Raw genomic sequence first — 23364 nt, forward strand, 5'->3', positions numbered from 1 at the left:
ATTATGGCAAGTAAACTATGGAATTATGCAAGGAAAATAGTAACCAGCATTTCCGGATTGTCCTGCCTGATGATTGGCTTTTGCATCATCGCACAAATATTCTGCCGTTTCTTTTTGGGGATCGCATTGACATGGAGCGAAGAGATTGCACAGGTTGGCATGATTTTGATGGTCTTTCTGGCACTGGCAGAGGTCGAGTCCGGAGATGAGCACCTGAAGGTAGAGATTTTATTTTCTGTCTTTCCGAAACTGTCCTTCGGCATGACAATGGTAGGTAAGCTGCTGACGCTGGTCTATAGCGGTATCATCCTTTACAGCGGCTGTTTGATGCTTCCTTCAGTTCAGCGCACGCTGGCAAAAGCAAGCAAGTTTCCGATCCGCTATCTGTATTATGCCATGCTGCTCGGCATCCTGTTCTGGATGATTCAGACGGTCATCAACATGGTAAAAATGGTGAAGGAGAGGGGGGCTCAGAAGTGATCGCAGCGTTGTTGATTGGGTTTGTCGTCCTGTTGGGCGTCGGTGCACCGATTGTAGTGGCTATGGGCCTGCCCGCCGCATTTTACTTTATCGCGACCGGCACCACCTTGTCTACTATTACTTATTCGTTTTATCAGTCTTTGTATAGCTTTAACATGTTGGCAGTGGCGATGTTCCTGTTGATGGGCAATCTGGTTACCGAATTTGGCGAGACCGAGCGAGCCTTCCGTTTTGCCCGCACAATATCAAGAGGGAAAAAAGGCTATTCGTCCAAGATCGCGGTCATCTTGAACCTGATTTTTGCAGGCATGTCCGGAGCGTCGATCTCCGCTGTTTGTGGGCTTGGCCCCATGATGGTAGAGGAGATGGACGGCGAGGGGTATGATCGGGGCTATGCCTCTGCCATGACGATCGCAGCCAGTACGGTCGGGCCGGTATTCCCGCCCAGTATCCCACTGGTTCTGTATGCCACCATTGCCAGTATATCCAGCACGAAGTCCCTGTTGTCCGGGCTCGTTCCTGGTGTAGTGCTGAGCGGCTGTCTGTTTGTATGGGTTCTGTTTACCCACAAAAATCACTTCAACCATGAGCCTATTCCGCGCCCGGAAGAAACTGAGACGACAAGCAAGCTGTTTTTGGATGCGTTCCCCATTATGCTGGCACCGGTGCTGATCCTAATCACCATGCTGATGGGGGTGTTCAGCCCCGGCGAAACCGGCGCGATGGCGGCTCTTTACATGATTGCACTGGGAATCCTGCACAGGACCTTTACTTTCAAGGGATTATGGAATTCGGTTTGGAGCACGATTAAGTCCTGCTCTTCCATCCTGATTCTGCTGGTGGCTGGCGGTACCTTTACAAAGGCGCTCATGCTCGAAAAACTCCCTGATCGAATCATGTCGCTGCTTGGCGGCGCAATGGAGCATCCTTTTGTTGTCCTGCTGATTATTAACTTTGTGCTGCTGATTATGGGGATGTTCATGGAGAGCAACAGTGCACTGATTCTGGCGGCTCCAATCATTCTTCAGATCACCAATATGTTGGGCTTTGACCCGCTGCACATTGGCGTCATGATCGTGCTGAATTTGATGATTGGCCTGTCGACCCCTCCTTTCGGACTCTGCATCTATGCGGTAGCCCGTGTTGCAAAAGTTCCGTCGGAAAGTGTAATCCGCAATGTGGTTCCTCTTTATATTCCGCTGGGAGTAGCGCTGATGGCGGTGACTTTTATCCCTGCGTTGAGCACTTGGCTGCCTAACTTTGTATTTTCCACATTCCTGGCATAAAGCCGGGACGGTATGAATAACAACAATAAGATTGATGATTGCAGGAGGTATTTTTTATGGATCTCGAGAAACTGTTTGAACGTGCACTGAAAACCGATCCCGCACAGATTGGACACCATGTTCAGGGTGGCTTTATGGATGCCAGCATCAAGCCAATCAGCGAGGACATCAAGATGATTGGCCCGGCTTTCACCATCCGCCTGCCTGGAAACGACAATGCGATGCTCTACTACGCCATGAAGCGTGCACCCAAAGGATCTGTGGTTGTGATCGACCGCATGGGTGACAAACGTGTGGCCTGTGTAGGTGAAATGGTTGTACAGGCTGCCCGCAGCCTTGGATTGGCAGGTATTGTAGTAGACGGCCCCAACACGGATACCCGTCCGATCAAAGCGATGGGCTTCCCGCTGTTCTCCACAGGGCGCGCTGCTGTCACCAACACCCTAAAAGGGATTGATGGAGAATACAATGTCCCTGTTAACTGTGGTGGGGCGGTTGTTTGCCCTGGTGACATCGTTTATGGAGATGTGGATGGCGTTATTGTAGCTCCAGCAGAGCGCTTCGAAGAACTGGTTGAGAAAGCGGAGGCCGCTGACCGCAACGAAGTCCTGTGGAGAAAGAGCTTTGCGGAAGGTAAATATCTGTCCGATCTGGTCAACTTCGATCGTCTGGTGGAAGAAGGCGTCAAGGGGAAGATCGGGGAACTGATGAAAGTAGACTAATTTCTGAAGGAGGATTTTTTGTGCAGCGTCAAAGCACCTTTGTGATGGCTCAAATGGCTTCGGAAGGGTCGCCCGAGGTCAACCTGGAAAAGGCAAAAAAGGCGATCGAGAAAGCCGTATCTCTATACCATCCCGATGTGGTGATCTTTCCCGAACTCTATATGAGCCTTTTTCCCTCTGGAACCGCTCATGAGATTGCCCTCGCAACCGCTCAACCGCTGGATGGCCCGTTTGTTATCCAGATGCGCGAGCAAGCCCGTCAGCATGGGATCTGGCTGATTTTCGGCATGAACGAGGCGGTAGAGGCATCGGACGATCATCGCAATTACAATACCACTTTGGTAATCAATTCGGAAGGGGAGATCGTCTCCACCTACCGCAAAACCCACCTTTATGACGCTTTTGGCTATAAGGAGTCGGACACCATCAAAGCTGGAGACCGGTTCTTTGAGCCTATCGAAACACCCTTTGGAAAAATCGGGCTGTTTGTATGCTACGAGGTTCGTTTCCCAGAGGTTGCCCGCTATCAGCGCTCTAAGGGTGCTGACATCATTGTGATGCCCACAGCCTGGATGGCAGGTAAACTGAAAAGCCACCATTTCCGCACCTTGATTACCGCACGTGCAATTGAAAATACGGTTTATATGCTGGCCTGTGACCAGTGTAATGCAGACACGATTGGAGAGAGTGTAGCGGTGGATCCGATGGGTGTCCCCATCGCCAGCGGCGGTGAAGCCGAAGAACTGCTGGTGGCTCGTATTGATCTGGACCGAGTAGAGGCCGTACGCGCAAAGCTGCCCGCTTACAAGGATCGCAGACCCGAGTTATATACCATTTAACCGCGGACTGACAACTTACAAGGTTTCTTCTTCCTTTTCTCTTTATCAGTTGCCGCACAAAGGGCATTTCCATGCCCTTTGTGCGCATAGTCAAGCATATTCAGGAAATTTGTGAATGCGTTTGGCTATGCGCATGTTGTCTGGGGAGGTGTTGAAGATGGCGTCTGAGGAGATGCTGAGCGTGGGGATCGATATCGGGACCTCTACGACACAGGTCATCTTCAGCAAGCTGACGATGGAGAACACGGCCAGCTATTTCTCTGTACCACGGGTATCCATTGTAGACAAGGAGCTGGTCTATCAAAGCAGAATCTACCGCACCCCGCTCCGGGACCGCATTTTTCTGGATGGGGAGGGCATCGGCGAGATTGTTGCAAAAGAATTTGACAGCGCAGGGGTTTCTCCGTCGGACACCCGGACAGGCGCCGTCATCATCACAGGGGAATCCGCCCGAAAAGAGAATGCTGCGATTGTTCTGGAGCAGTTAAGCTGGTTTGCAGGGGAGTTTGTCGTGTCCACAGCAGGCCCCGATCTGGAGGCAATCGTGGCCGGAAAGGGCAGTGGGGCACAGCAATACGCAAAAGTAAATGGCTGTTACACCGCGAATCTGGATATCGGAGGGGGGACAAGCAACATTGTCCTGTTTGCTCCGGATGGACGCACAGTAGCAAAAGGCTGTCTGGATATCGGGGGCAGACAGATTTGCCTGTCCAGCGAATGGACAGTGACTTATTGCAGTCCAAGTGCCCGCTGCATCGCGGAAAGTCTGGGGCTGCAGCTATCGGAAGGGCTTCCGGCTTCGCCTGTGGATGTCCGGCAGGTCTGCCAGAGGATGGCACAGCTGCTGGAACAGCTGCTGCTGGGAGAGGAATCTCCGCTCTTACATAAGATACAGACTGCTGGCAGCAGCCAGTTCGTGCCGCCCTATCCGGTGCAGGCGGTGTGCTTTTCCGGCGGTGTGGCAGACTGTATCCGTCACAGCGGCCAGGATGCACTTCAGTATGGGGACATTGGTGTCCTGCTGGGTCAGGCGATCCGTGAAAGCGGCCTGTTCCAGCGGTTCCGGATGGTGGATGCCCAGGAGACGATTCGCGCAACTGTGGTGGGGGCGGGCAGTTATACGACCAGTGTATCGGGCAGTACCATCACCTACGACCCCGATCTGCTTCCCCAGAAGAACCTGCCAGTGCTCAAGCTGACAGACCGGGAACAGACACGCTGCATCCAGGGAGACTGGATGATTTTGCATGAGCGGATCGCGTGGTTTATGAAGCAGACCGACAGCCGACGTTTTTTGTTGGCATTGCCGGGCAAGGCGGATCCCTCGTATGAGGAAATCAGACAGCTGGCAGATGCACTCTCACGAGCCTGTGAACAGGCGCTATATCCGGAGGAAGCGCTGTTTCTGGCAGTGGAACGGGATATGGCCAAAGCGCTTGGACAGCAGATTCGCCTTCGTTCCCCAAAAAGGGGATTGGTCGTGATCGACTCAGTGCAGCTGGAGCAGAACGATTATCTGGATATGGGACGCCCAGTAGTGGATGGCCTGGCCATACCAGTGGTCGTCAAAACATTGATTTTCGGATGATGGAGGAACCCCCTATGAGTTATCGGGTGCTGCTGTCAGGACAAAATTTTGTGTTTGACAGTGTAAAAGAGGTGCTGGCGAAAGCCAATGAAGAAAAATCCGGGGATACCCTGGCGGGTGTAGCTGCCAGATCGGATATGGAGCGCATTGCGGCCAAAGAAGCCTTATCAGATATGCTGTTGAAAGACCTGCGGGAAAATCCGGTTGTTCCATACGAGCAGGACGACGTGACAAGAATAAACCAAGACAGCTTGAATGAGGTGGTCTATGACCGGATCAAAGGCTGGACGGTGGCAGAGCTTCGCGAATGGATTCTGTCCAACGAGACAACCGAAAACCAGCTGCGGGATATTTCCCGGGGATTGACTGCGGAAATGGTGGCGGGTACTGCCAAATTGATGAGCAATCTGGACCTGATTTATGCGGCATCCCGGCTCCAGGTTCCGGCCCGCTGCAACACCACCATCGGATTGCGTGGAACACTGGCTACCCGTCTCCAGCCCAACCATACCACCGACAGCGTGGAAGGGATCACTGCATCACTGTTTGAAGGGCTTAGTTACGGCTGCGGTGACGCTTTGATTGGTCTGAATCCGGTCAATGATACGGTATCCAGCCTGAGCGAGGTGCTCAAGCGGTTTGATGAAATCAAAAACCGGTTCGAAATCCCCACCCAGATTTGTGTGCTGGGGCACATCACCACCCAGATCGAGGCGGTGAAAAACGGGGCGCCGACCGACCTGATCTTCCAGTCGATCGCGGGCAGCGAAAAGGGCAATCAGGCATTTGGTTTTACAACCGACACCGTTATAGAAGCGCAGGAATTGCTGCGCCGGCATGGGACCGGAGCTGGACCGAATGTGCTGTATTTTGAAACCGGGCAGGGCAGCGAACTCAGCTCGGACGCCCACTATGGAGCGGATCAGGTGACGATGGAGGCACGCTGTTACGCCTATGCCCGGCAGTTCCGACCATTTATGGTCAATACGGTGGTCGGCTTTATCGGGCCGGAATATCTGTACGACAGCAGACAGGTCATTCGTGCAGGTCTCGAGGATCACTTTATGGGCAAGTTGTCCGGTGTGCCGATGGGGTGCGACTGCTGTTACACCAACCATATGTTGGCAGATCAGAACGATATTGAAAACCTGTCCCTCCTGTTGGGCGCAGCGGGAATCAACTATATTCTGGGGGTACCTACCAGTGATGACATTATGCTTAACTACCAGAGCAACGCCTATCATGATGTCGGAACCATCCGAAACATTCTTGGGAAGCGGCCGATTCCGGAGTTTGAGCAGTGGCTGGAAAAGATGGGGATTATGGAAGATGGGCGCCTGACCAGACGGGCAGGAGATCCCACTATTTTTACAAAAGGTAGGTGAGCGGGATTGGAAGCACAAACGATGGAACGGATTGTACAGGAAGTGCTGGCAGAACTAACGGCGAACCCCTCCTCCATCCAAACCAATGGAAAGGCTGGCTCTCCGGTACCACCTCCATTCCAGCCTCCTAGAAAGGAAAAATCTGCTTCACAGGCGGACGGGGGGAGAATGGTCTGCCAAGAGGCTGGAGTGGACATCACTTCACCCGATATAAAGGCCGTCCCGTTGTTAGAAGCCCCACAAGATCGAGAATCATTAGAGCGGATGATGCGCAGCACTCCAGCGCGTATTGGGGTGGGGCGGGCAGGTCCTCGACTAAAGACACAGACGCTGCTGACCCTGCGGGCTGACCATGCGGCGGCTCGAGACGCCGTGATGATGGATGTACCGGAACAGCTACTGGAACGTCTGGGACTCTTTTCGGTGCAGACCTGCTGCACAAGCAAGGATCAGTTTTTGACCCGACCAGATCTGGGGCGCCAGTTTTCCCTCGAGACGCTGGAAGAGATCAAACGGCGATGCAGAAAGAGCCCGGATGTGCAGATTTATACAAGCGACGGCTTGTCCTCTACTGCTATACAGGCAAATCTGGCTAATATCCTGCCGGTGTTGATGCAAGGTTTGGAAGCCAGAGGCTTGACAGTAGGCACACCGTTTTTTGTCCGGTTTGGCCGGGTGGCGGCGATGGACCATATCGCGCAGACTCTGGATGCCAAGGTGACCTGTGTGCTGTTGGGGGAGCGGCCCGGACTGGGGACAGCAGAGAGCATGAGCGCCTATCTGGCCTATCGGGCCACAGTAGGAATGCCCGAGGCTCGACGCACAGTGGTATCGAATATCCATCGGAACGGCATTTCCGCCGTGGAAGCGGGGGCCTATCTCTGTGATGTGATTGAGATGATATTGAAAGCAAAAGCCAGCGGCGTAGACCTGCGGAAAGGATGAGAAGATGAGGGGCGATCCAATTTCGGTATCCCTGCTGGGACTGCGGATGCTGCCCAATGCCGATCCTATATTGCGAAAACATCTGAATCTGCGGCCGGAAGACAGGAGCCTGGGCTTTCTGACCACCGATTGTGATGACGTATCTTATACTGCTCTGGATGAGGCCACCAAGAAAGCAGATGTTCATGTTGCCTATGCTCGGAGTATGTATGCTGGGGCGTCGAATGCCAGCACCAGGCTGGCAGGAGAGTTCATCGGTGTGCTTTCCGGACCAGACCCCGAGCAGGTACGGGCTGGTCTGGATGCGGCAGCGGAGTTTATACGGCATGGCGGGTGCTTCTACAGCGCCTGTGCGGATGATTCGGTTGTCTACTTTGCGCACTGCATTTCCAGTACAGGGTTCTACCTGTCCCATCAGGCAGGCGTGGAGGTGGGGACATCAATGGCTTACCTAATCGCCCCGCCGATGGAAGCCCTTCTGGGGCTGGACGCAGCGCTGAAGGCGGCGGAGGTAAATTTGTCGGTATTTTATGGCCCGCCTACTGAGACAAATTTTGCCGGTGGCCTACTGACGGGAGAACAGTCCGCTTGTCAAGCGGCGTGCGATGCTTTCGCACAAGCGGTGTGTGATGCGGCACAGTTTCCTCAAAAGTTTTAATGAGAAAATACCTGAAGCAAGGCTTGCTACAAGTAGCCTCCTGCGGCAGGAACGCCGCAGACTTGAAAAGAATCAGACCCGTTATTTTCAAATGCTTCCATTATGAAGGAGTGGTTAACATGACACTGGATCGCGACCTACAGTCGGTTCAGGAGGTGCGGAATCTGGTGGCACAGGCAAAAAAAGCCGCCGCGCAGCTGGCAGAGTATTCTCAGGACCAGCTGGATGCCATTGTTGCAGCGATTGCAGAAGCCTGTGCCCAGAATGCTGAACGTTTGGCGAAGATGGCCTGCGAGGAAACCGGCTTTGGCAACTGGCAGGACAAAATATTGAAAAATCTGTTGGGCAGTACGGTGACCCACCAGTCGATCAAGGATCTGAAGGTGGTAGGGATACTCCGGGAGGACGAGGGACAGGGAATTTGGGAAATCGGGGTGCCGGTCGGCGTTGTGGCTGCATTGATCCCATCGACCAATCCGACCTCGACCGTAATGTATAAAACACTGATCTCCCTGAAGTCAGGAAATGCCATTGTCATCAGCCCGCATCCCGGGGCCAAAAAGTGCATCTGTGAAACTGTACAGTTGATTCAGGAGGCTGCCTGCAAGGCAGGCGCACCCGAAGGTGCGGTAGGATGTATCAGCCTAACTACGGTACAGGCGACCGACGCCCTTCTCAAAAATCGGGATGTGAGCCTGATTCTGGCTACCGGCGGCGAAGCAATGGTACGGGCAGCCTATAGTTCGGGAAATCCGGCGCTGGGGGTAGGGCCAGGAAACGGTCCGTCATTCATCGACCAGAGCGCTGACATCCCTCTGGCTGTCAAGCATATTTTCGACAGCAAAACCTTTGATAACGGCACCATCTGTGCGTCAGAACAGTCGATTGTCACCCTGTCCTGCATCGCGCAGCAGGTGGAGCAGCAGGTCAAAGCGCAGGGCGGATATTTTCTGGATGAGGAGCAGTCTCAAAAGGTTTCCCGGCTGTTGCTGCGGGCCAACGGTACGATGAATCCCCGGATTGTGGGCAAGCGGGCGGTGGAGATCGCAAAGATGGCGGAAGTCAATGTTCCGAATGAAACCCGGGTGCTCCTATCGAGGCAGACGGAGGTTTCCCGACAGAATCCCTATGCGCGGGAAAAGCTGTGCCCGGTTCTGGGGTACTATGTCCAGGACAGTTGGGAAGAGGCGTGCGACCTGTGTGTTGCAATCCTGCAAAATGAAGGGGCGGGTCACACTATGACTATCCACGCACAGAATCAGGAAGTCATTCGGGCATTTGCCAGAAAAAAGCCGGTTTCCCGTCTGCTGGTCAATACGCCCGGCGCACTGGGCGGCGTAGGTTCCACCACCAATCTTGCCCCGGCGCTGACACTGGGATGCGGCGCAGTGGGAGGAAGCGCGACCTCGGACAATGTGACACCGAGACATCTGGTGAATATCCGGCGGGTGGCCTTTGGTGTGCGGGAGCTGGAGGAGATCCGAGGAAACCATCCGGTGCCCGAAACAGCGTGTCAGAATGCTCCGATGCTGGAAAAATCCCCGCAGTCGTCGGAGCCGGTGACCAGCGCAGATGTAGAAGCGATCACCCGGGCAGTGCTGGCCCGGCTGGGTATGGCGTAATTGTTTAAGGAGGAATGGATGATGGCAGGAAATTTTCAGGCTTTGGGCATGGTTGAAACCAAGGGGTTAGTAGGTTCGGTTGAAGCGGCTGACGCGATGGTAAAGGCAGCCAATGTCAACCTGATCGGAAAAGTCCATGTAGGCGGCGGTCTGGTGACTGTCATGGTGCGCGGGGACGTCGGGGCGGTAAAATCAGCTACCGATGCGGGCGCGGCAGCGGCCTCCCGTGTGGGGGAGTTGGTATCCGTACATGTCATACCCCGCCCGCACGAGGAAGTCGAGCGGATTCTCCCTTCTCTTGAGAGTGGGGACAGATAGAACACCATAAGTCTATACAGTATACAGAAATGAAATGAGATACAGGAGGAACTGAAAATGGCAGAAAATTTACAGGCTTTGGGTATGATCGAGACAAAGGGGCTGGTTGGTTCGATTGAGGCAGCAGATGCGATGGTAAAAGCAGCGAATGTGAACCTAATCGGTAAAGTCCATGTGGGCGGCGGTCTGGTAACGGTGATGGTGCGGGGAGACGTCGGTGCTGTCAAAGCGGCAACCGATGCCGGAGCAGCTGCGGCATCGAAGGTCGGTGAGCTGGTCTCCGTCCATGTGATTCCCCGTCCGCATGGAGAGGTGGAGCTGATTCTGCCTACCCTGAACTAAAAACGGCTGTGACATGAAAATCTTGACCGAAGCCGATCTGCGCAGTGCCTGTCTGACTGGGAAGGTACGGGAGTACAGTGTGGAACCGGGTACCTATGTCACACCGCTGGCGCGGGAATTTCTAAAGGATCGAAAAATCACCCTGACAGAGAAAAAAAACGTGCAGGAAATGCCCCGAGAGCCAGTTGTGAACCGGGGAGCTGCGACCTACCGCGATGCCTCAACCGGCATCACCTATGCCGAAAAACCGGAGCACATGACCCATCTGCGGGGCAATCTGCTGGTGGAGAAAATCCATCCGCGCATTGCATTGCGCGGAGCGCTGGACTCGTTTCAGGCCGAGCTGCTGAAAACCCAGTTCCTGCTTGCTGAAGCTGGGAGAACCCCTATAGCGGAAGCGCTGGAGGACGTCCTGAGCTATATTCGTGCGATTCTGGGAGCAGAAGTACAGGACAGGCCGTTGGAAGATCGAAAACTGTTCGAGATGGATGCGGAGCAGATCCGGGATTTTTCTCATCACATTCCCGAGCGGCTAGGAATTCCCCATCCGGTGTTAAACTACCGGATGGGAGAACCAGTGCTTCTGTTGAACCGGCTGCGAACCCAGATCAGGGAGTGTGAACTGGCCGCTGTTTCGGCATTCGGGTCGGAACGTCAGGATCTGGTTCAGGCGCTGAACCGCTTGTCCAGTGCCATTTATATCCTGATGTGCCGGGAGATTGCCCGGCAAAAGGAGGGAAAAGAATGACACAGCAGGAGATACAGAGCATCGTTGCTCAGGTAGTAGCCCACTGTCTTCAAAAACAGGAAGGACCGCAGCAGATGTGCGCAGTTTGGAATGAAATACCTGCGGAAGCATCTGCGCGTCATGTCCATCTGACCCGCGAGTCGGTGGAAGCCCTGTTTGGGAAAGGGGCAGCACTCACCAAGCGCAGGGATTTATCCCAGAAAGGCGAATTTTTGAGTGAACAGCGTGTTCGGGTGGTTACCCCAAAGGGAGAGCTCTCCAATGTGGCGGTATTGGGACCCGAGCGGTCAGCCGTTCAGGTGGAGCTGTCTCGGTCAGACTGCCGGGTATTGGGGATACAGGCCCCGGTGCGCCTGTCTGGAAACCTGTCAGGGGCGGCGGATGTCTATCTGATCGGCCCGAACGGGATGGTACAGGCAGATGGGAGCGCGATTGTCGCAAAAGCGCATATCCATTTGCCGCCAGATGAGGCTGTCCGCAGGGGGCTGCATGATGGCCAGCTTGTCAGCGTCCGGATGGAAAGCAGCCGTCCTCTGACTTTTGAGGGGATCGAGATACGGGTGAAGGATTCCTTTACACCAGCACTCCATATTGATCTGGATGAGGCTAACGCCTGTGCTCTGGATAGCCAGACCCGGGCGATCATCCTTTCAGGAGAGCGGGAGCCACTCCCGATATTCCCCGGGAAACAAATACAGGAGGCAAAAAAGGAGACGGTGGAGATTCCCAAACTGGTGACCGAACAAGTGGCGCGCCGTCTGACAGCGCAGTGCCAAGGGTCGCTGACACTCAGCAGAAAGACGATCCTAACTCCCTCGGCGATGGATGTATTCCGTCAGTCGGGAATCTGCATAGAACGCGAATGAGGGATGTGTAAACAATGACAGTCTGCACAGTGGTTGGCCATGTCTGGGCTACGAAAAAGGAGAACAGCCTGAGTGGATTAAAATTGATGGTGGTGCGTGAAGAGCGCGGTGGACGTAAAACCGCTCCGGAGTATGTAGCGGCCGACCTGGTCGGCGCCGGGATCGGGGAGCGGGTATTGGTGGTCAGCGGAAGCACTGCCCGCCGGGCCTGTGGAGGAGACGAGCGGATGGTGGACAGCGCGATTGTGGGGATTATCGACAGTCTGGAGGTGGATCGTGAACAGGCCGGCAAGTGAGAAAAATGGGGTGGATGTGATCTCTGCCATACAACGTGCGGGTATCGTGGGCTGTGGAGGTGCTGGATTTCCCACCCATGCCAAACTGAAAGGGGACATCCATCATCTGATTTTAAATGGAGCGGAGTGCGAACCTCTTCTGCGGACCGACCGGTATCTGATGATCCATCATGCCGCACAGATTGTATCTGCTGCCACAGCAGTCAAACAGGCGGTCGGGGCGCAGCAGTGTACGATTGCTCTCAAAGGCAGCTATCAGGAGGAGATCGCTTCTCTGGAGCGGGCGATCCGGGAACAGGATGCACCTATTTCGATCCACAAAATGAAGAGTTTTTATCCTGCGGGAGACGAACAGGTGATCGTTGCCGAGGTGACACAGCAAGTAATCCCGCCGGCAGGCATCCCTCTGGATGTGGGGTGTGTCGTTTCCAATGTCGGGACCATGTATAATATAGCTCTGGCACTGGAAGGGAAGAACGTAACCCATAAATATCTTACGGTCTCCGGTATGGTGAAGAAGCCTACAGTGATCTGTGTACCTCTGGGAACCTCTTTTGCACAATGTCTGGAACTGGCGGGAGGCATCCCGGAGGGAGACTGGATGGCCATTGCGGGGGGACCGATGATGGGAAGACGGCTCACAAGGGATCAAGCGCTGGAAGCCTCAGTGATTAAGACCACATCTGGCATCCTGATTCTGCCCATTGACAGCCTTCCCGCCAGAAAGGAACAGATCACCCTTCTGCATATGTATCAGCGTGCCAGATCGTCCTGTATCCAGTGCCGCCGGTGTACGGATTTATGTCCCCGGCATCTTCTGGGACATCCGCTGGAACCGCATCGGATTATGCGCCAGATGGCGACGCTGGCATTGGATGGAAACACAACGGACAGCCGCATCCTGAAAAGTGCGGCATTATGCTGCGAATGTGGCATCTGCGAAACGTTTGCCTGTCCGATGCAGTTACAGCCCCGGCGGGTCAACGCGATGCTTAAGCAAGAGCTGGCCAGAGAAAAGGTGCGCTGGAACAAAGGAGAGGGACAGCAGGAACCATCCCTATGGCGGGAAGGACGAAAAGCACCTACCAAACGGGTTGCCGCTCGGGCAGGTGTACTGGAATATTACGATCGTTGTGGAACTGCCGGTTTGATGCAGGAGACACCTGATCAGGTGACACTGCCGTTACGGCAGCATATTGGCGCACCACCAACTGTATTGGTGACGGTGGGGGAACAGGTCTCGGCCGGTCAGTTGATTGCTGCTGCGCCAGAAGGGGCTTTGAGCGCCAACCTGCACGCCAGCATAGATGGTGTGGTTGTATCGGTTGGAGATGCCATCGTAATACGGAAGGAGGGATAAGGTCGGATGGAGACGATTGGATTTTTAGAGCTAAACAGCATTGCACAGGGAATTCAGGCTGCCGACACCATGCTGAAGGCGGCTGAAGTGAATCTGGTGTTTGCCAGAACGGCCTGCCCCGGAAAATATCATGTGATGCTGTCCGGCGATGTAGCTGCCGTTCAGGCCGCGATAGAAGCGGGACAATCGGCTGGTGGAGCCTGTGTGGTCGACTCGGTCGTGATTCCCCGGGTCCATCCTCAGGTGATCCAGGCGATCAATCAGGCTACCGAGCCAGGTGAAGTCAATGCGGTGGGAGTATTGGAATTTTTCAGTGTCACCGCGGCTGTTCAAGCGGCAGATGTGGCGGTAAAAGCAGCGGATGTGGAATTAGTAGACCTGCGTCTTGGGCTGGGGATTGGAGGAAAGTCCTTTGTGGTGCTCACCGGCGAGGTTGCTGCGGTACGGGAGGCGATACACGCTGGAGCGGGGATCGCTTCGGACAGCGGTATGCTGATGGGCAATGTGGTGATTCCCAGCCCCAGACCGGAAGTGTTCCAGTCGCTCTATTGAGGGAGGAATTGTGGTGCCAGAAGAAAAACAGCGCATGGTTCAGGAATATGTTCCCGGAAAACAGGTCACGATGGCCCATCTGATTGCCAATCCCAATCCGGATCTGTATACCAAATTGGGGGTGGTCTGCCAGAAGCGGGGTGCGCTGGGCATTCTGACCATCACGCCTAGTGAAGCTGCGATCATCGGAGCAGATGTAGCCACCAAGGCAGCGGAAGTGGAGATTGTCTTTGTCGACCGATTCAGTGGTTCTCTGGTAGTCTGCGGGGATGTGTCCAGCGTCCATGCAGCGTTAAACGAGGTAGTGCAGGTTCTGACAAAAACGCTCCAGTTTACGCCCACCGAAATCACTCAGTCATGAGGAACCACTATGAAAAAGATTATGGTAATCGGGCGGGTTGGCTGTGGCAAAACGACCTTATGTCAACGATTGTTTCAGAAAGAGCTGCAATATCAAAAAACGCAGTCGATCGAATTAGTGGGCGGGACTGCGATTGATACTCCAGGAGAATATGTCGAGAACAGAGCATTTTACCGGGCTTTGGTGGTGAGTGGAGTGGAAGCAGATGTTATTTTGCTTCTTCAAGATTCTACGGATTCAGAGTGCCGCTTTGCCCCAGGGATACAGGCAATGTTCCAAAAGCCAATGGTTGGCGTTGTTACCAAAATAGATCAATGCAGGAATCCAGCAGAGGTAGAACGGGCTGAAACGTTCCTGAAGCTGGCGGGAGTCGGTTCGATTGTCCACATCAGCAGTGTGACTGGGGAAGGAATCGAAGAATTGCGCAGACACCTCGAATGATTTTCGATCTGCCTATCTGGGGCACATGGAAAAAATCTGCACAGCCATTGACTTGGGAAACTGGCATATAGTATAATACCAACAGCATCAATGACAAATGAAAACCATGCAGGGCGTGGCGGTGCCGCCGTTGCGCCCTGTTTCTGTGTATGGAAATGCATGGGAACCCGGTGGTGACGGTTCAAAAAGGGGGAGTTATATTGTATAAGCTGTTGAAACAGGAGGGACATGCCCGGCGCGGCGAGTTTGAAACCGTTCATGGGACGGTGCAGACGCCTGCTTTTATGAATGTTGGCACCTCTGCTGCAATCAAAGGGGGAATCTCTTCTATAGATCTGGTTGACCTGAAATGCCAAGTGGAACTTTGTAATACCTACCATCTACACGTCCGGCCTGGAGACGACGTAATTCGTGGGTTGGGCGGACTGCACAAATTTATGAACTGGAAACGTCCGATCCTCACCGATAGCGGTGGGTTCCAGGTTTTTTCTCTGGCGAAGCTGCGCAAGATCAAAGAGGAGGGCGTGACTTTCGCCTGCCATCTGGATGGGCATCGGATTTTTATGGGGCCAGAAGAAAGTATGCGCATCCAGTCCAATCTTGGTTCCACCATTGCGATGGCTTTTGATGAGTGTATCGAGAACCCTGCGCCGTTTGAATACACCGAGCGGTCAATCGAGCGCACCACCCGCTGGCTTGCGCGATGCAAAACCGAGATGGCGCGGCTGAATAGTCTCCCGGATACCCTGAATCCACACCAGTTATTGTTTGGTATCAATCAAGGCTCGACCTATCACAGTCTGCGTATCCGCCACATGCAGGAGATCGCCGCGCTTGAGCTGGATGGATATGCGATTGGAGGTCTTGCAGTGGGAGAGACCGCGCAGGAGATGTATGATACGATTGAGGCGGTAGAACCATATATGCCGAAAGAAAAAATTCGATACCTGATGGGGGTCGGTACGCCGGTCAATATACTGGAAGGGGTCTATCGGGGGGTAGACTTGTTTGATTGTGTCATGCCAAGCCGCAACGCCCGACACGGTACCCTATTCACCTGGGAGGGTATCCGGATTTTGCACAACGAGAAATATAAAACCGATAGCGAACCGCTTGATCCGCAGTGTGGCTGTCCTGTTTGCCAGAACCATAGCAGGGGATACCTCCGGCATCTGTTTCGGGCAAACGAGATTCTTGCATCCCGGCTCGGCGTGATGCATAACCTCTATTTCTATAATACGCTGATGGAAAAAATCAGGGAGACGCTCGATAACGGAACTTACAGTGCTTTTTACCAGCATTGGGTCCCGATCCTTGGCCGGCGTATTTAAGAAAAAAGGCGGGGACTTCTGGAAAGCCTGAAAAATAGGAAATTTTTCTCTCGGGATTGCCGGCAGCTTTTATGCTTCCGGCAATTTTTCCATTTCTCAACAGAACAATTTTGGAAAGGTAAAATAAAAATGGCTTGACAAGCCTTGGGGGAGTGATGTAAAATAAAGACAAGTAATTTCGCTAAATGAAAATTATGTAAGAAGGACTGGAAGAAAAATTCCAGTCCTCTTTGTTTATTGACAAAATTCGTTTGGATGGTATAATTTTCTTTACAGGGACACCTGCAAGCAGGGCGGTGGCCACTCCCGTGAAAGGGGGTGACGCTATGGAATTGGTATATTACATCATTATGTTATACATACTGTTGGAAATACTCAGAACCATAAAAAAATAGCCGCCCTCGGCCAAAGGTAGCGGCTATTTTTTAGTTATACCTCAGGCTACCGTCTTGTGGTGTCCCTGTACTTATATTATAACGAATGAACGGCAGGAAATCAAGAGCGCTTTTGCTTTTGTTCTTGCCGTTTTTGTCTTTTGCGTTCTTCATACTTTTCCCGTTCTTCAAAATAGATTTGGTCTCTTCTGCGGTGGCGCTGATCCCAAATTTTTTGCTTGCGCTCTTCTTCCAGCTTGTCTAGCTTTTTACTTAAGATCGCAAGTGGGAACGAAATGACGACGATAAACAGGAAAATAATTAGGAGGTAGGGGAGTATCATTTGGAAAGCTTCCATGAATCCTTGGTCTATTGCTGTTTCTATGATGTCAAGATATTCACTCATGTCAGTTACCTCATTTTTTTTCTAGTAATCGTTTTGCATTGTCTACTTCATCTAGATATTTTGTAACAATATTGATAACAAAGTTAGACGGTGTTCTTCCTTCTTCAGCAGCTCTTTGGTTGATTCTTTCTTTCAAAGTGTCGGTTATTCTTATTCCAATTTGATTGGTAGCCTTTTCTTTCTCCATATTCTTGACCTCCTTTGTACAAATTTTATCATTTTGGATGTTTTTATTCAAATGTTGTTGCTAAACAATGTTTAGCGTGATATAATTATATTTGTTAAACAATGTTTAGCATAAAATTTAATCAAATGAAAGGGTGTAGAGTATGAAACAGATGTTACTGGGTTATTCCGAGGTCGATTTTTCTAAGGATGGTGAGCGGATTCTTGGCACAAAAATTTTCACAGCTTACGAATCCAGGTCCATTACGGCGGGTCAGGAGACAGCCAGTATTTTTCTCCGCCCAGAGATGATTCCGGAAGGAGTTGATATTTCGGATTATCTCGGCATGGAGATAGAAATTGATTTTGACCATCGTGGCCGTGTCGTTGGACTTGACTTTTCTTGATGGCTCGGAAATATGACGACCTTGGCTTATACTTTGGGCCGGATCGGCAGCTATCCCGAAGCGACGATAGCGAGGATGATATTTTTGATGCAGCCTGTCAGTGGATTTTAGGTCTCTCTGGTGCTCTTCTGGTATTTTCTACAATTTATCTTTTTTGGGGGTGATACGTTGGGTAGATTGGTTATGGTCGCTGTTATGCTGGTCGTTGCGTATATCTTTATGACTAACGTTTATGGCGTGGACGGCAGCGACTCCATTTTTTCGCTGCTCGTAGATGGCGGCGAAGAGATCACTCTTAACGACTTTACGGTAGATGTCTGGCAGGGGGGATAACAGGTGCATTATGTGGATTCCGGCATTGCCCGATTTGCTGATAGTGGCGATTGGCGTTTAGCTGTCCTTTGTCTGCATGATGATTTTCACACTTTTCTTTATGGGCTTGTCCCGCTTACATATGCGGTTATCGTTTTTGCACTTGTCTGCTGGTGGTTTTACAAAGTCTTTGTCAAATCAGCATTCCATGATAATTAGGTATTGGCCCGTGAGGGTTGATATAGATTTTTTAAGGAGGTTATATCATGCGTACTGCTCTTAGTACCAAGGTCTATCAGATTCAGGGTTTTTTCCCGATGGTCAAACGGCAGATAGTTGTGTCTGTTGGAGCCGCGATCCTGCCGGCCGCGCTTTCCGTTCCGGCTTTTGCTTCCGGTTCTTCCAGCACGCCGGGTGCAGGTGATGTTGCCGCCGGTCTTGAGTCTGTGGCCATTTCGACAGAGATGCTCAAGCCGGTTGTTGACGGTGTGGCAGCCAACCTTGCGGTGATCATCCCGATTGGCATTGCGCTTTTTGCAATTCTGTTGGGTGTAACGCTTATTCCTAAAGTCATTAAAAAGTTCCTGAGCTGATGCGGGAGCGGGGGACAGGGACGGTCATAACAACCGTCCTTGTTTTTTTATATAGGTCATGCAAGCGTTTTCCGCGGTATTTTGCGTAGCAAATCCGCGGAAACGCTGCATGGCCACATAAATAACGGAGGTGGTTGTTATTAGCGTCTATGTGCCTTGGGATGTATCAGTTCTTGATTTTTTTCTCGTTTCATTCGCTTCAGAATTGGTGTTTCGATGTTTCCTGCGATTGCTATTCTTGCCATCATTATTGCTATATCGGCTTTGGTCAAATCTATTAAGGCTTATTTTAAGTGATCTAGGGGTGACAAAATGTTGACAAAAGATTTTTTAAAGCGGCTTCTGGCGCTGGGCTGCGCGCTGGTGTGCGTCCTGGCTCTCTCGGTCCCGTCTTTTGCTGAGGTTTCTAATTTAACTTATGATGAGTGTGTTTCTAAATATTCTGCTTCTGGTTGGGGCAAAGGATATTCTAGGACTGGCACTGTCCTTGACATAGATGTTTCTTTTGATGGTGCCAGCGAAGAAGCAAAAGAGGCTTGGAAATTGGTAATGCAAGATTGGTTAAATGATCCTGACTATGCAGTTATTTTTTGTTTAGGTTCTTCTAGTTTTTGGGTTTACGCAAATCGGATTTCGGATTTTACGGGTTTTACTTATACTAATAATGTAGGTAATCAATGTCTTCAATTTTCTTCTCCTGGATATTACTTTTATTTTTCTTATTCTTCCGGTTGGTCTCTTTCCATTTTTAATACTAATAATAGGTCTAATTCTGTTACATCTTCTGGTAGCCCCCTTTATCGCTCGGCTCAGTCTTTGGTTTCCGACGAGCGTAATCCGAGGACATCTTATATCTTGTCTGACATTTATACTCTTATTGTAAATGATGATATCACCCCGGATGAACCGGATTCCAGTGTCCCAGAAGTTCCTGTAGATCCTCCGAAGGAACCAGAAGTTCCGACCGGGAATCCAGAGTACGTTGTATATAATACTAGTATTTGGCTAACGTTTTTCCGCTGGGTGCGTCGACACATTGGCAATGCGGTTTTTGTTGGGTTCCTGGTACTTGCGGCCATTATGGGTATCTATTTGATTTTGCGGATTATCAAGCACTATTCGCGGCAGTAGGGGGGACTTCGTTTGAGGAGATTCTTTGCACTTCTTCTGGCGGCGCTGCTTCTTTCCATCTGTCCTCTGTCGGTTGCTGCTATGACGCTAGATTCCTCTGTATGTTATCAGTACAACAGCAAGGACGGGTCTACCATGGCGATTGGCATTTTCCAGATCGCCGGGTATGGGCTGCCAGATGGCGATATGTCTCTATATGAGCAGGCGTTTAATGCTACTGGTACCAATCGTGGGATGTTGACCTATACGAGCGGTAACACCTTGAGCCAAGGCAATCCGGCAATCATGATGTTTCTTTTCGATGCTCCGCGGGATACGCTTAAAGTAGATTTTTCGGGAGGGGAGATGCTTTGTCGGGAGCAGTTGCACGCAGATGTATTTATTTTTCATTATCCGACGCTTAAATTTATGCAACACGCCAATATATCGACTATTCCCAGTGCAAAAATGCCGCTGGGTAAGATCATCCGGACTGCGATCACGCTTGATGTGTTATCAGATGATGGCAGCGATTGCCGGGTTGATGTACCAGCGGAGAGATGGACGATCATTGATGATCGACAGACTACCTCTGAGAGTAGCGGTATTATGGGTTGGCTTAATGGGTTTTGGGATAAGCTTGTAAGTTTGATCGTCCCGGACACTGGTTACTATGAGCAGTGGTATCAGGAGATCAAATCCGCTGCTGATGATAAGTTTGGCGGCTTATCCCAGCTCTATGAGATCATGCGGGATGCATTTGCACAGCTACAGGATGACAACATTGTAACTACTAATTTGTGGTGGCATATCGACGCTAACGAGATGTTTGCAGGGTCTCCGGCCATCAAGGTTGACGTGATTGAGTACGCCCGGCCATATTTTAAATGGTTAAAACCGGTCTTGACAATGATTATTTTGGTCTATACGGCCATTGCTTGTTATCGTCGTATCGTGGTTTTGTTTGAGCAGTAAGGAGATGTTTTTTTGGATAGGTTTATACGATTTTTGCGGTTGTATGCAGATAGCTTACTTTTCTTCTGGCGGTTTTTCTATGGCTTCTTTAGCCTGGTCTTTTTCTTCTGGCATTTTTTCTGGATGGTTTATATTTTATCAATGCATGGGTGAGGTGCTTTTATGATTGTCAAATTGTTAATGGAGCTTTTAAAGGCATTGATTTTGTTTGTCCTTAGTTTGTTTCCCAGGCTGCCGGATTTTGCTTTTATGCGGGATTATGTCCAGTCCTTTGTCGATCTGATACACGCTGCCAACCTCGCTGTCTCTATCCCTGTTGTGGGTACTTGTTTGCTGCTTATTATTATCTGCTACAACCTGCGGGCGATTTGGTCGGTCATTATGTGGGTAGTCCGCAAAATTCCGGGGGTGTCTTAATGGCTAATGTGGATATGTTTGCAATCGCGGTCAAGATTTTTGGTCCAGTGGTTTCCGGCATTTTGTCTTTCATTGGCTCTCTTTTCGGGCTGGCGATACTTGGGGTTGTCCTGTTTTTTGTGGTGTTTATCGTCAGATATCGTATTTATGGCGAGTACCTTACCGCCGATCGGCTCGAGTCTCTCGAGATTTCCTTCCGTCCTTACGATTTTTTGCGCTGGAAGGTTTGGGACTTTCTCACTCGGCAGGCCCGGTCAGATGTATTTGATTACTTCGGGTTTACAATCTTCGTCGGCCGACAGGGGAGTGGGAAAACAATATCCATGGTGCACTATCTGGACATGGTTCACCAGCGGTTTCCGGACGCTTTTATTGTTACAAACTTTTCTTATTCCAACGCAACACACGTAATGTCCAGCTGGAAAGATTTCTTTGAAATCCGCAATGAGGAACGAGGGGTCGTTTTTGCGATTGATGAAATCCATGGCGAATACTCCGCGAAGGAGTGGAAGGACTTCCCCGAAACTTTGCTCTCCCAAATCAGCCAGCAGCGCAAGCAGCGGGTCAAGATTATTGCATCCGCTCAAGTATACAATCGAGTGGTTAAGCAGATACGGGAGCAGGCGTTTAGCGTTATGGTTTGTCGGACATTTTTGGGGCGTCTCACCTGGTATCGGGAATACGACGCCGCGGAATATGATACATCCGGAGACAGCGCCTATAATGTCAAAAAAAGGTGCAAGCCAATCCGCACTTGCTATTTTGTGCAATCTAATCGGCTGCGATCTAGCTATGATACGTTTGAGGTAATCGAGCGTCTTAAGGGGCGCGAGTTTATTCCGCGTGATCAGCGATGATATGAGTATTTTGGCTGGTTTACATACCTACTATGGCTCTGCCCGGCGGCATGGCTTCTGTTCTTCACTTTCTTTGCAGGTTTTGCCAAGGGAATTCTTGTCAGTCTCTACAAAGTGAGGGGCGAACGGTACCCTAAAAAAATAATTTATTATTCTCTCTCTCAATTGAGCGGGTGAATTCCCACAGTCATGGTAAAGTGGGATATCTTTGATATTCCACTTTTCCTTGTCGGTGGGAAGAGGGCGGCAGCCCTCTAGTAGAGGGGGTTGGAACTGTTAAATATTTGCTAATATTTAACAGTTTCAATGCCCTTAGTAGCGGTGTTGGAAAGTTGGAATCTTTGATTTCAACTTTTCAATCGCCGAAAAAAAGGGGGGCAGCCGGGAAAGGAACCGCCGGGCAGAGCCATATAATGGTAAATCCAGCCGGAAAAAGAACTTGTTGCGGGTAGTGCGGCGAGTTTAAGCCCTCGTTATGTAGCACGGGGGCACAAACAACAGAGGTCTTGTCTATAGACCAGCTTACAATGCACATTTAGGAGGGATTTGCTTGCAACCAAAAATCTTAGTAGATTACCTGACATTTACGGTTGGTGCACGTTGTTACCTTGAGCAGTGGGGGGAGGATGTGGACGGTCTCGAGTATCTTGCAGATACCGATGTGCTCACTAGTCTTTGTCACGATTGGCATTTTGGCAATCTACAGCTGATGGCGCGAAAGGGGTTGTACGGCTATATGTATGCTTACGTCGGCGGGGGTATTACGCTTGCCTGGGGCGGCTGCGACACGGTCTTAATCCAGTTATCCGGCCAGGGTTGCCGCCTGTATGAGACATTGTATCCAGATTTGGACTGGCTCACTCTTATCCAGCAGATACGGGCGTACAAAGTACATAACATCTCACGGTTGGACATCGCGTGCGACACCTTTGGCCAGCTCTCTATGGATAAGTTGATCTCCTACACCTTTTCCGGGCGCTATGTCTCCCGGTTTAGGGATTATCTGGTTAGTATCGGCACCAAGGAGAGGTCTATTATCTTCGGCGCGCCATCCAGCCGGATGCGTCTTAGGATATACGACAAGACCATGGAGCGGTTACGCGCCGGTCGATCGGTGGTGGATGTCCCCGAAAAATGGATACGTCTTGAGTATCAGCTCCGTGATAATGCGGCGGATAGTTTTATCTCCGCTTGGAGGTCTACCGGCAGTATCTCCGCTGCATACTTTGGGATCATGTCCAATCAGCTGCGGTATGTCAAGTCCAAAGATGAGGACAACCCCCAACGATCTGTTATGACTACCTGGTGGTCTAAATTTTTAGGTTACGCGGATAAAATCCCGATGGCCTACAAGGGCGGTCTGGATTACAACTTGGACAATCTCACAAAGTATGTGTTTGACCAGGCTGGGTCATCTATCCGGGCCTGGTTGGAGATTATGGACTATGATATGGACAAATTTGCAGGGCTGGTCAATAACCGCAATCTTAATATTAGACAGCAGCTGCTACTGGATCAGCTGGGTGTATCCCATAATTGACATATGAGTAATTTTTACAATTCTAAGTATGGGTTATATGATTGTTATAAGTGCCTTTGTGAAGTATG

General features: G+C 51.1%; 30 protein-coding genes. 28 read left to right on the forward strand and 2 right to left on the reverse strand.

Going from position 1 to position 23364, the window contains the following annotated elements; all coding sequences use genetic code 11:
• Window positions 1-3: 3 nt before the first annotated feature.
• The 19 genes from C814_RS15290 to tgt all read left to right on the forward strand — a co-directional run bounded on the left by C814_RS15290 (window position 4) and on the right by tgt (window position 16140).
• On the forward strand, window positions 4-480 hold the full coding sequence (locus C814_RS15290) for a TRAP transporter small permease (RefSeq protein WP_016316268.1): 477 nt from the start codon (window positions 4-6) through the stop codon (window positions 478-480).
• Window positions 477-1766, forward strand: a complete 1290-nt coding sequence (locus C814_RS15295; RefSeq protein WP_016316269.1) for a TRAP transporter large permease — start codon at window positions 477-479, stop codon at window positions 1764-1766. Before C814_RS15290 ends, C814_RS15295 begins: the two co-directional genes overlap by 4 nt.
• Window positions 1767-1822: 56 nt before the next feature.
• Window positions 1823-2488, forward strand: coding sequence for an RraA family protein (locus C814_RS15300; RefSeq protein WP_016316270.1), 666 nt, complete (start codon window positions 1823-1825; stop codon window positions 2486-2488).
• 20 nt (window positions 2489-2508) lie between these two features.
• A complete protein-coding gene (locus C814_RS15305) occupies window positions 2509-3327 on the forward strand; it encodes a carbon-nitrogen hydrolase family protein (RefSeq protein ID WP_016316271.1) in 819 nt (272 codons plus the stop codon).
• 157 nt (window positions 3328-3484) lie between these two features.
• The gene (locus tag C814_RS15310) at window positions 3485-4915 is read left to right on the forward strand and encodes an ethanolamine ammonia-lyase reactivating factor EutA (RefSeq protein WP_016316272.1); all 1431 of its coding nucleotides are present in this window, start codon (window positions 3485-3487) and stop codon (window positions 4913-4915) included.
• 14 nt (window positions 4916-4929) lie between these two features.
• Complete coding sequence (locus tag C814_RS15315; protein WP_016316273.1) at window positions 4930-6300, forward strand: ethanolamine ammonia-lyase subunit EutB; 1371 nt, start codon at window positions 4930-4932, stop codon at window positions 6298-6300.
• Window positions 6301-6321: 21 nt separating this feature from the next.
• Entirely contained in the window at window positions 6322-7245 is a 924-nt protein-coding gene (gene eutC / locus C814_RS15320; RefSeq protein WP_022788452.1) for an ethanolamine ammonia-lyase subunit EutC, read from the forward strand.
• 4 nt (window positions 7246-7249) lie between these two features.
• A complete protein-coding gene (gene eutL / locus C814_RS15325) occupies window positions 7250-7903 on the forward strand; it encodes an ethanolamine utilization microcompartment protein EutL (RefSeq protein ID WP_016316275.1) in 654 nt (217 codons plus the stop codon).
• Between the two features lie 119 nt (window positions 7904-8022).
• A complete protein-coding gene (locus C814_RS15330) occupies window positions 8023-9525 on the forward strand; it encodes an acetaldehyde dehydrogenase (acetylating) (RefSeq protein WP_016316276.1) in 1503 nt (500 codons plus the stop codon).
• Window positions 9526-9546: 21 nt separating this feature from the next.
• The gene (locus tag C814_RS15335; RefSeq protein WP_016316277.1) at window positions 9547-9843 is read left to right on the forward strand and encodes a BMC domain-containing protein; all 297 of its coding nucleotides are present in this window, start codon (window positions 9547-9549) and stop codon (window positions 9841-9843) included.
• Window positions 9844-9900: 57 nt separating this feature from the next.
• On the forward strand, window positions 9901-10185 hold the full coding sequence (locus C814_RS15340) for a BMC domain-containing protein (RefSeq protein WP_016316278.1): 285 nt from the start codon (window positions 9901-9903) through the stop codon (window positions 10183-10185).
• A gap of 13 nt (window positions 10186-10198) precedes the next feature.
• Window positions 10199-10933 carry a hypothetical protein gene (locus tag C814_RS15345; protein ID WP_016316279.1) on the forward strand — a complete coding sequence of 245 codons (735 nt, stop codon included), beginning with the start codon at window positions 10199-10201 and terminating at the stop codon, window positions 10931-10933.
• Window positions 10930-11799, forward strand: coding sequence for a phosphate propanoyltransferase (pduL, locus tag C814_RS15350; RefSeq protein ID WP_016316280.1), 870 nt, complete (start codon window positions 10930-10932; stop codon window positions 11797-11799). The genes C814_RS15345 and pduL overlap by 4 nt, the downstream gene beginning before the upstream one ends.
• A gap of 14 nt (window positions 11800-11813) precedes the next feature.
• Window positions 11814-12095 (forward strand): EutN/CcmL family microcompartment protein, encoded by a 282-nt coding sequence (locus C814_RS15355; RefSeq protein WP_016316281.1) that lies wholly within the window; start codon window positions 11814-11816, stop codon window positions 12093-12095.
• Window positions 12076-13455 (forward strand): 4Fe-4S dicluster domain-containing protein, encoded by a 1380-nt coding sequence (locus C814_RS15360; protein ID WP_016316282.1) that lies wholly within the window; start codon window positions 12076-12078, stop codon window positions 13453-13455. Before C814_RS15355 ends, C814_RS15360 begins: the two co-directional genes overlap by 20 nt.
• Before the next feature lie 6 nt (window positions 13456-13461).
• On the forward strand, window positions 13462-14007 hold the full coding sequence (locus C814_RS15365) for a BMC domain-containing protein (RefSeq protein WP_016316283.1): 546 nt from the start codon (window positions 13462-13464) through the stop codon (window positions 14005-14007).
• A 10-nt stretch (window positions 14008-14017) separates the two neighbouring features.
• Window positions 14018-14368 (forward strand): BMC domain-containing protein, encoded by a 351-nt coding sequence (locus C814_RS15370; RefSeq protein ID WP_304412300.1) that lies wholly within the window; start codon window positions 14018-14020, stop codon window positions 14366-14368.
• Between the two features lie 9 nt (window positions 14369-14377).
• Complete coding sequence (locus C814_RS15375; RefSeq protein WP_016316285.1) at window positions 14378-14809, forward strand: EutP/PduV family microcompartment system protein; 432 nt, start codon at window positions 14378-14380, stop codon at window positions 14807-14809.
• 200 nt (window positions 14810-15009) lie between these two features.
• Window positions 15010-16140, forward strand: coding sequence for a tRNA guanosine(34) transglycosylase Tgt (tgt, locus tag C814_RS15380; protein ID WP_016316286.1), 1131 nt, complete (start codon window positions 15010-15012; stop codon window positions 16138-16140).
• 495 nt (window positions 16141-16635) lie between these two features.
• On the opposite strand, the gene C814_RS15385 is transcribed toward tgt, so the two are convergent.
• Together C814_RS15385 and C814_RS23720 are read right to left on the reverse strand one after the other, a co-directional pair.
• A complete protein-coding gene (locus C814_RS15385; protein WP_016316287.1) occupies window positions 16636-16920 on the reverse strand; it encodes a hypothetical protein in 285 nt (94 codons plus the stop codon).
• Window positions 16921-16930: 10 nt separating this feature from the next.
• Window positions 16931-17107: a hypothetical protein gene (locus C814_RS23720; protein WP_016316288.1), complete on the reverse strand. Its 177-nt coding sequence runs from the start codon at window positions 17105-17107 to the stop codon at window positions 16931-16933.
• Between the two features lie 142 nt (window positions 17108-17249).
• Between C814_RS23720 and C814_RS15390 the strand changes: the two genes are divergently transcribed.
• From C814_RS15390 to C814_RS15410, 9 genes are all read left to right on the forward strand, one after another.
• Window positions 17250-17492, forward strand: coding sequence for a hypothetical protein (locus C814_RS15390; protein ID WP_016316289.1), 243 nt, complete (start codon window positions 17250-17252; stop codon window positions 17490-17492).
• 168 nt (window positions 17493-17660) lie between these two features.
• The gene (locus C814_RS23725; protein ID WP_016316290.1) at window positions 17661-17825 is read left to right on the forward strand and encodes a hypothetical protein; all 165 of its coding nucleotides are present in this window, start codon (window positions 17661-17663) and stop codon (window positions 17823-17825) included.
• Between the two features lie 3 nt (window positions 17826-17828).
• Window positions 17829-18023 (forward strand): hypothetical protein, encoded by a 195-nt coding sequence (locus tag C814_RS0105035; protein ID WP_022788454.1) that lies wholly within the window; start codon window positions 17829-17831, stop codon window positions 18021-18023.
• A 47-nt stretch (window positions 18024-18070) separates the two neighbouring features.
• Window positions 18071-18397 carry a hypothetical protein gene (locus C814_RS15395; RefSeq protein ID WP_016316291.1) on the forward strand — a complete coding sequence of 109 codons (327 nt, stop codon included), beginning with the start codon at window positions 18071-18073 and terminating at the stop codon, window positions 18395-18397.
• A gap of 312 nt (window positions 18398-18709) precedes the next feature.
• Window positions 18710-19528, forward strand: a complete 819-nt coding sequence (locus C814_RS23730; protein WP_016316292.1) for a hypothetical protein — start codon at window positions 18710-18712, stop codon at window positions 19526-19528.
• Window positions 19529-19540: 12 nt separating this feature from the next.
• On the forward strand, window positions 19541-20482 hold the full coding sequence (locus tag C814_RS15400) for a hypothetical protein (protein WP_016316293.1): 942 nt from the start codon (window positions 19541-19543) through the stop codon (window positions 20480-20482).
• 162 nt (window positions 20483-20644) lie between these two features.
• Window positions 20645-20899, forward strand: a complete 255-nt coding sequence (locus tag C814_RS15405) for a hypothetical protein (protein WP_016316294.1) — start codon at window positions 20645-20647, stop codon at window positions 20897-20899.
• Window positions 20899-21756 (forward strand): hypothetical protein, encoded by an 858-nt coding sequence (locus C814_RS22410; RefSeq protein WP_016316295.1) that lies wholly within the window; start codon window positions 20899-20901, stop codon window positions 21754-21756. Before C814_RS15405 ends, C814_RS22410 begins: the two co-directional genes overlap by 1 nt.
• A 550-nt stretch (window positions 21757-22306) precedes the next feature.
• Window positions 22307-23296: a replication initiation factor domain-containing protein gene (locus C814_RS15410; protein WP_016316296.1), complete on the forward strand. Its 990-nt coding sequence runs from the start codon at window positions 22307-22309 to the stop codon at window positions 23294-23296.
• Window positions 23297-23364: the final 68 nt, after the last annotated feature.

The organism is Anaerotruncus sp. G3(2012) (assembly GCF_000403395.2).
GTDB lineage: Bacteria > Bacillota > Clostridia > Oscillospirales > Ruminococcaceae > Anaerotruncus.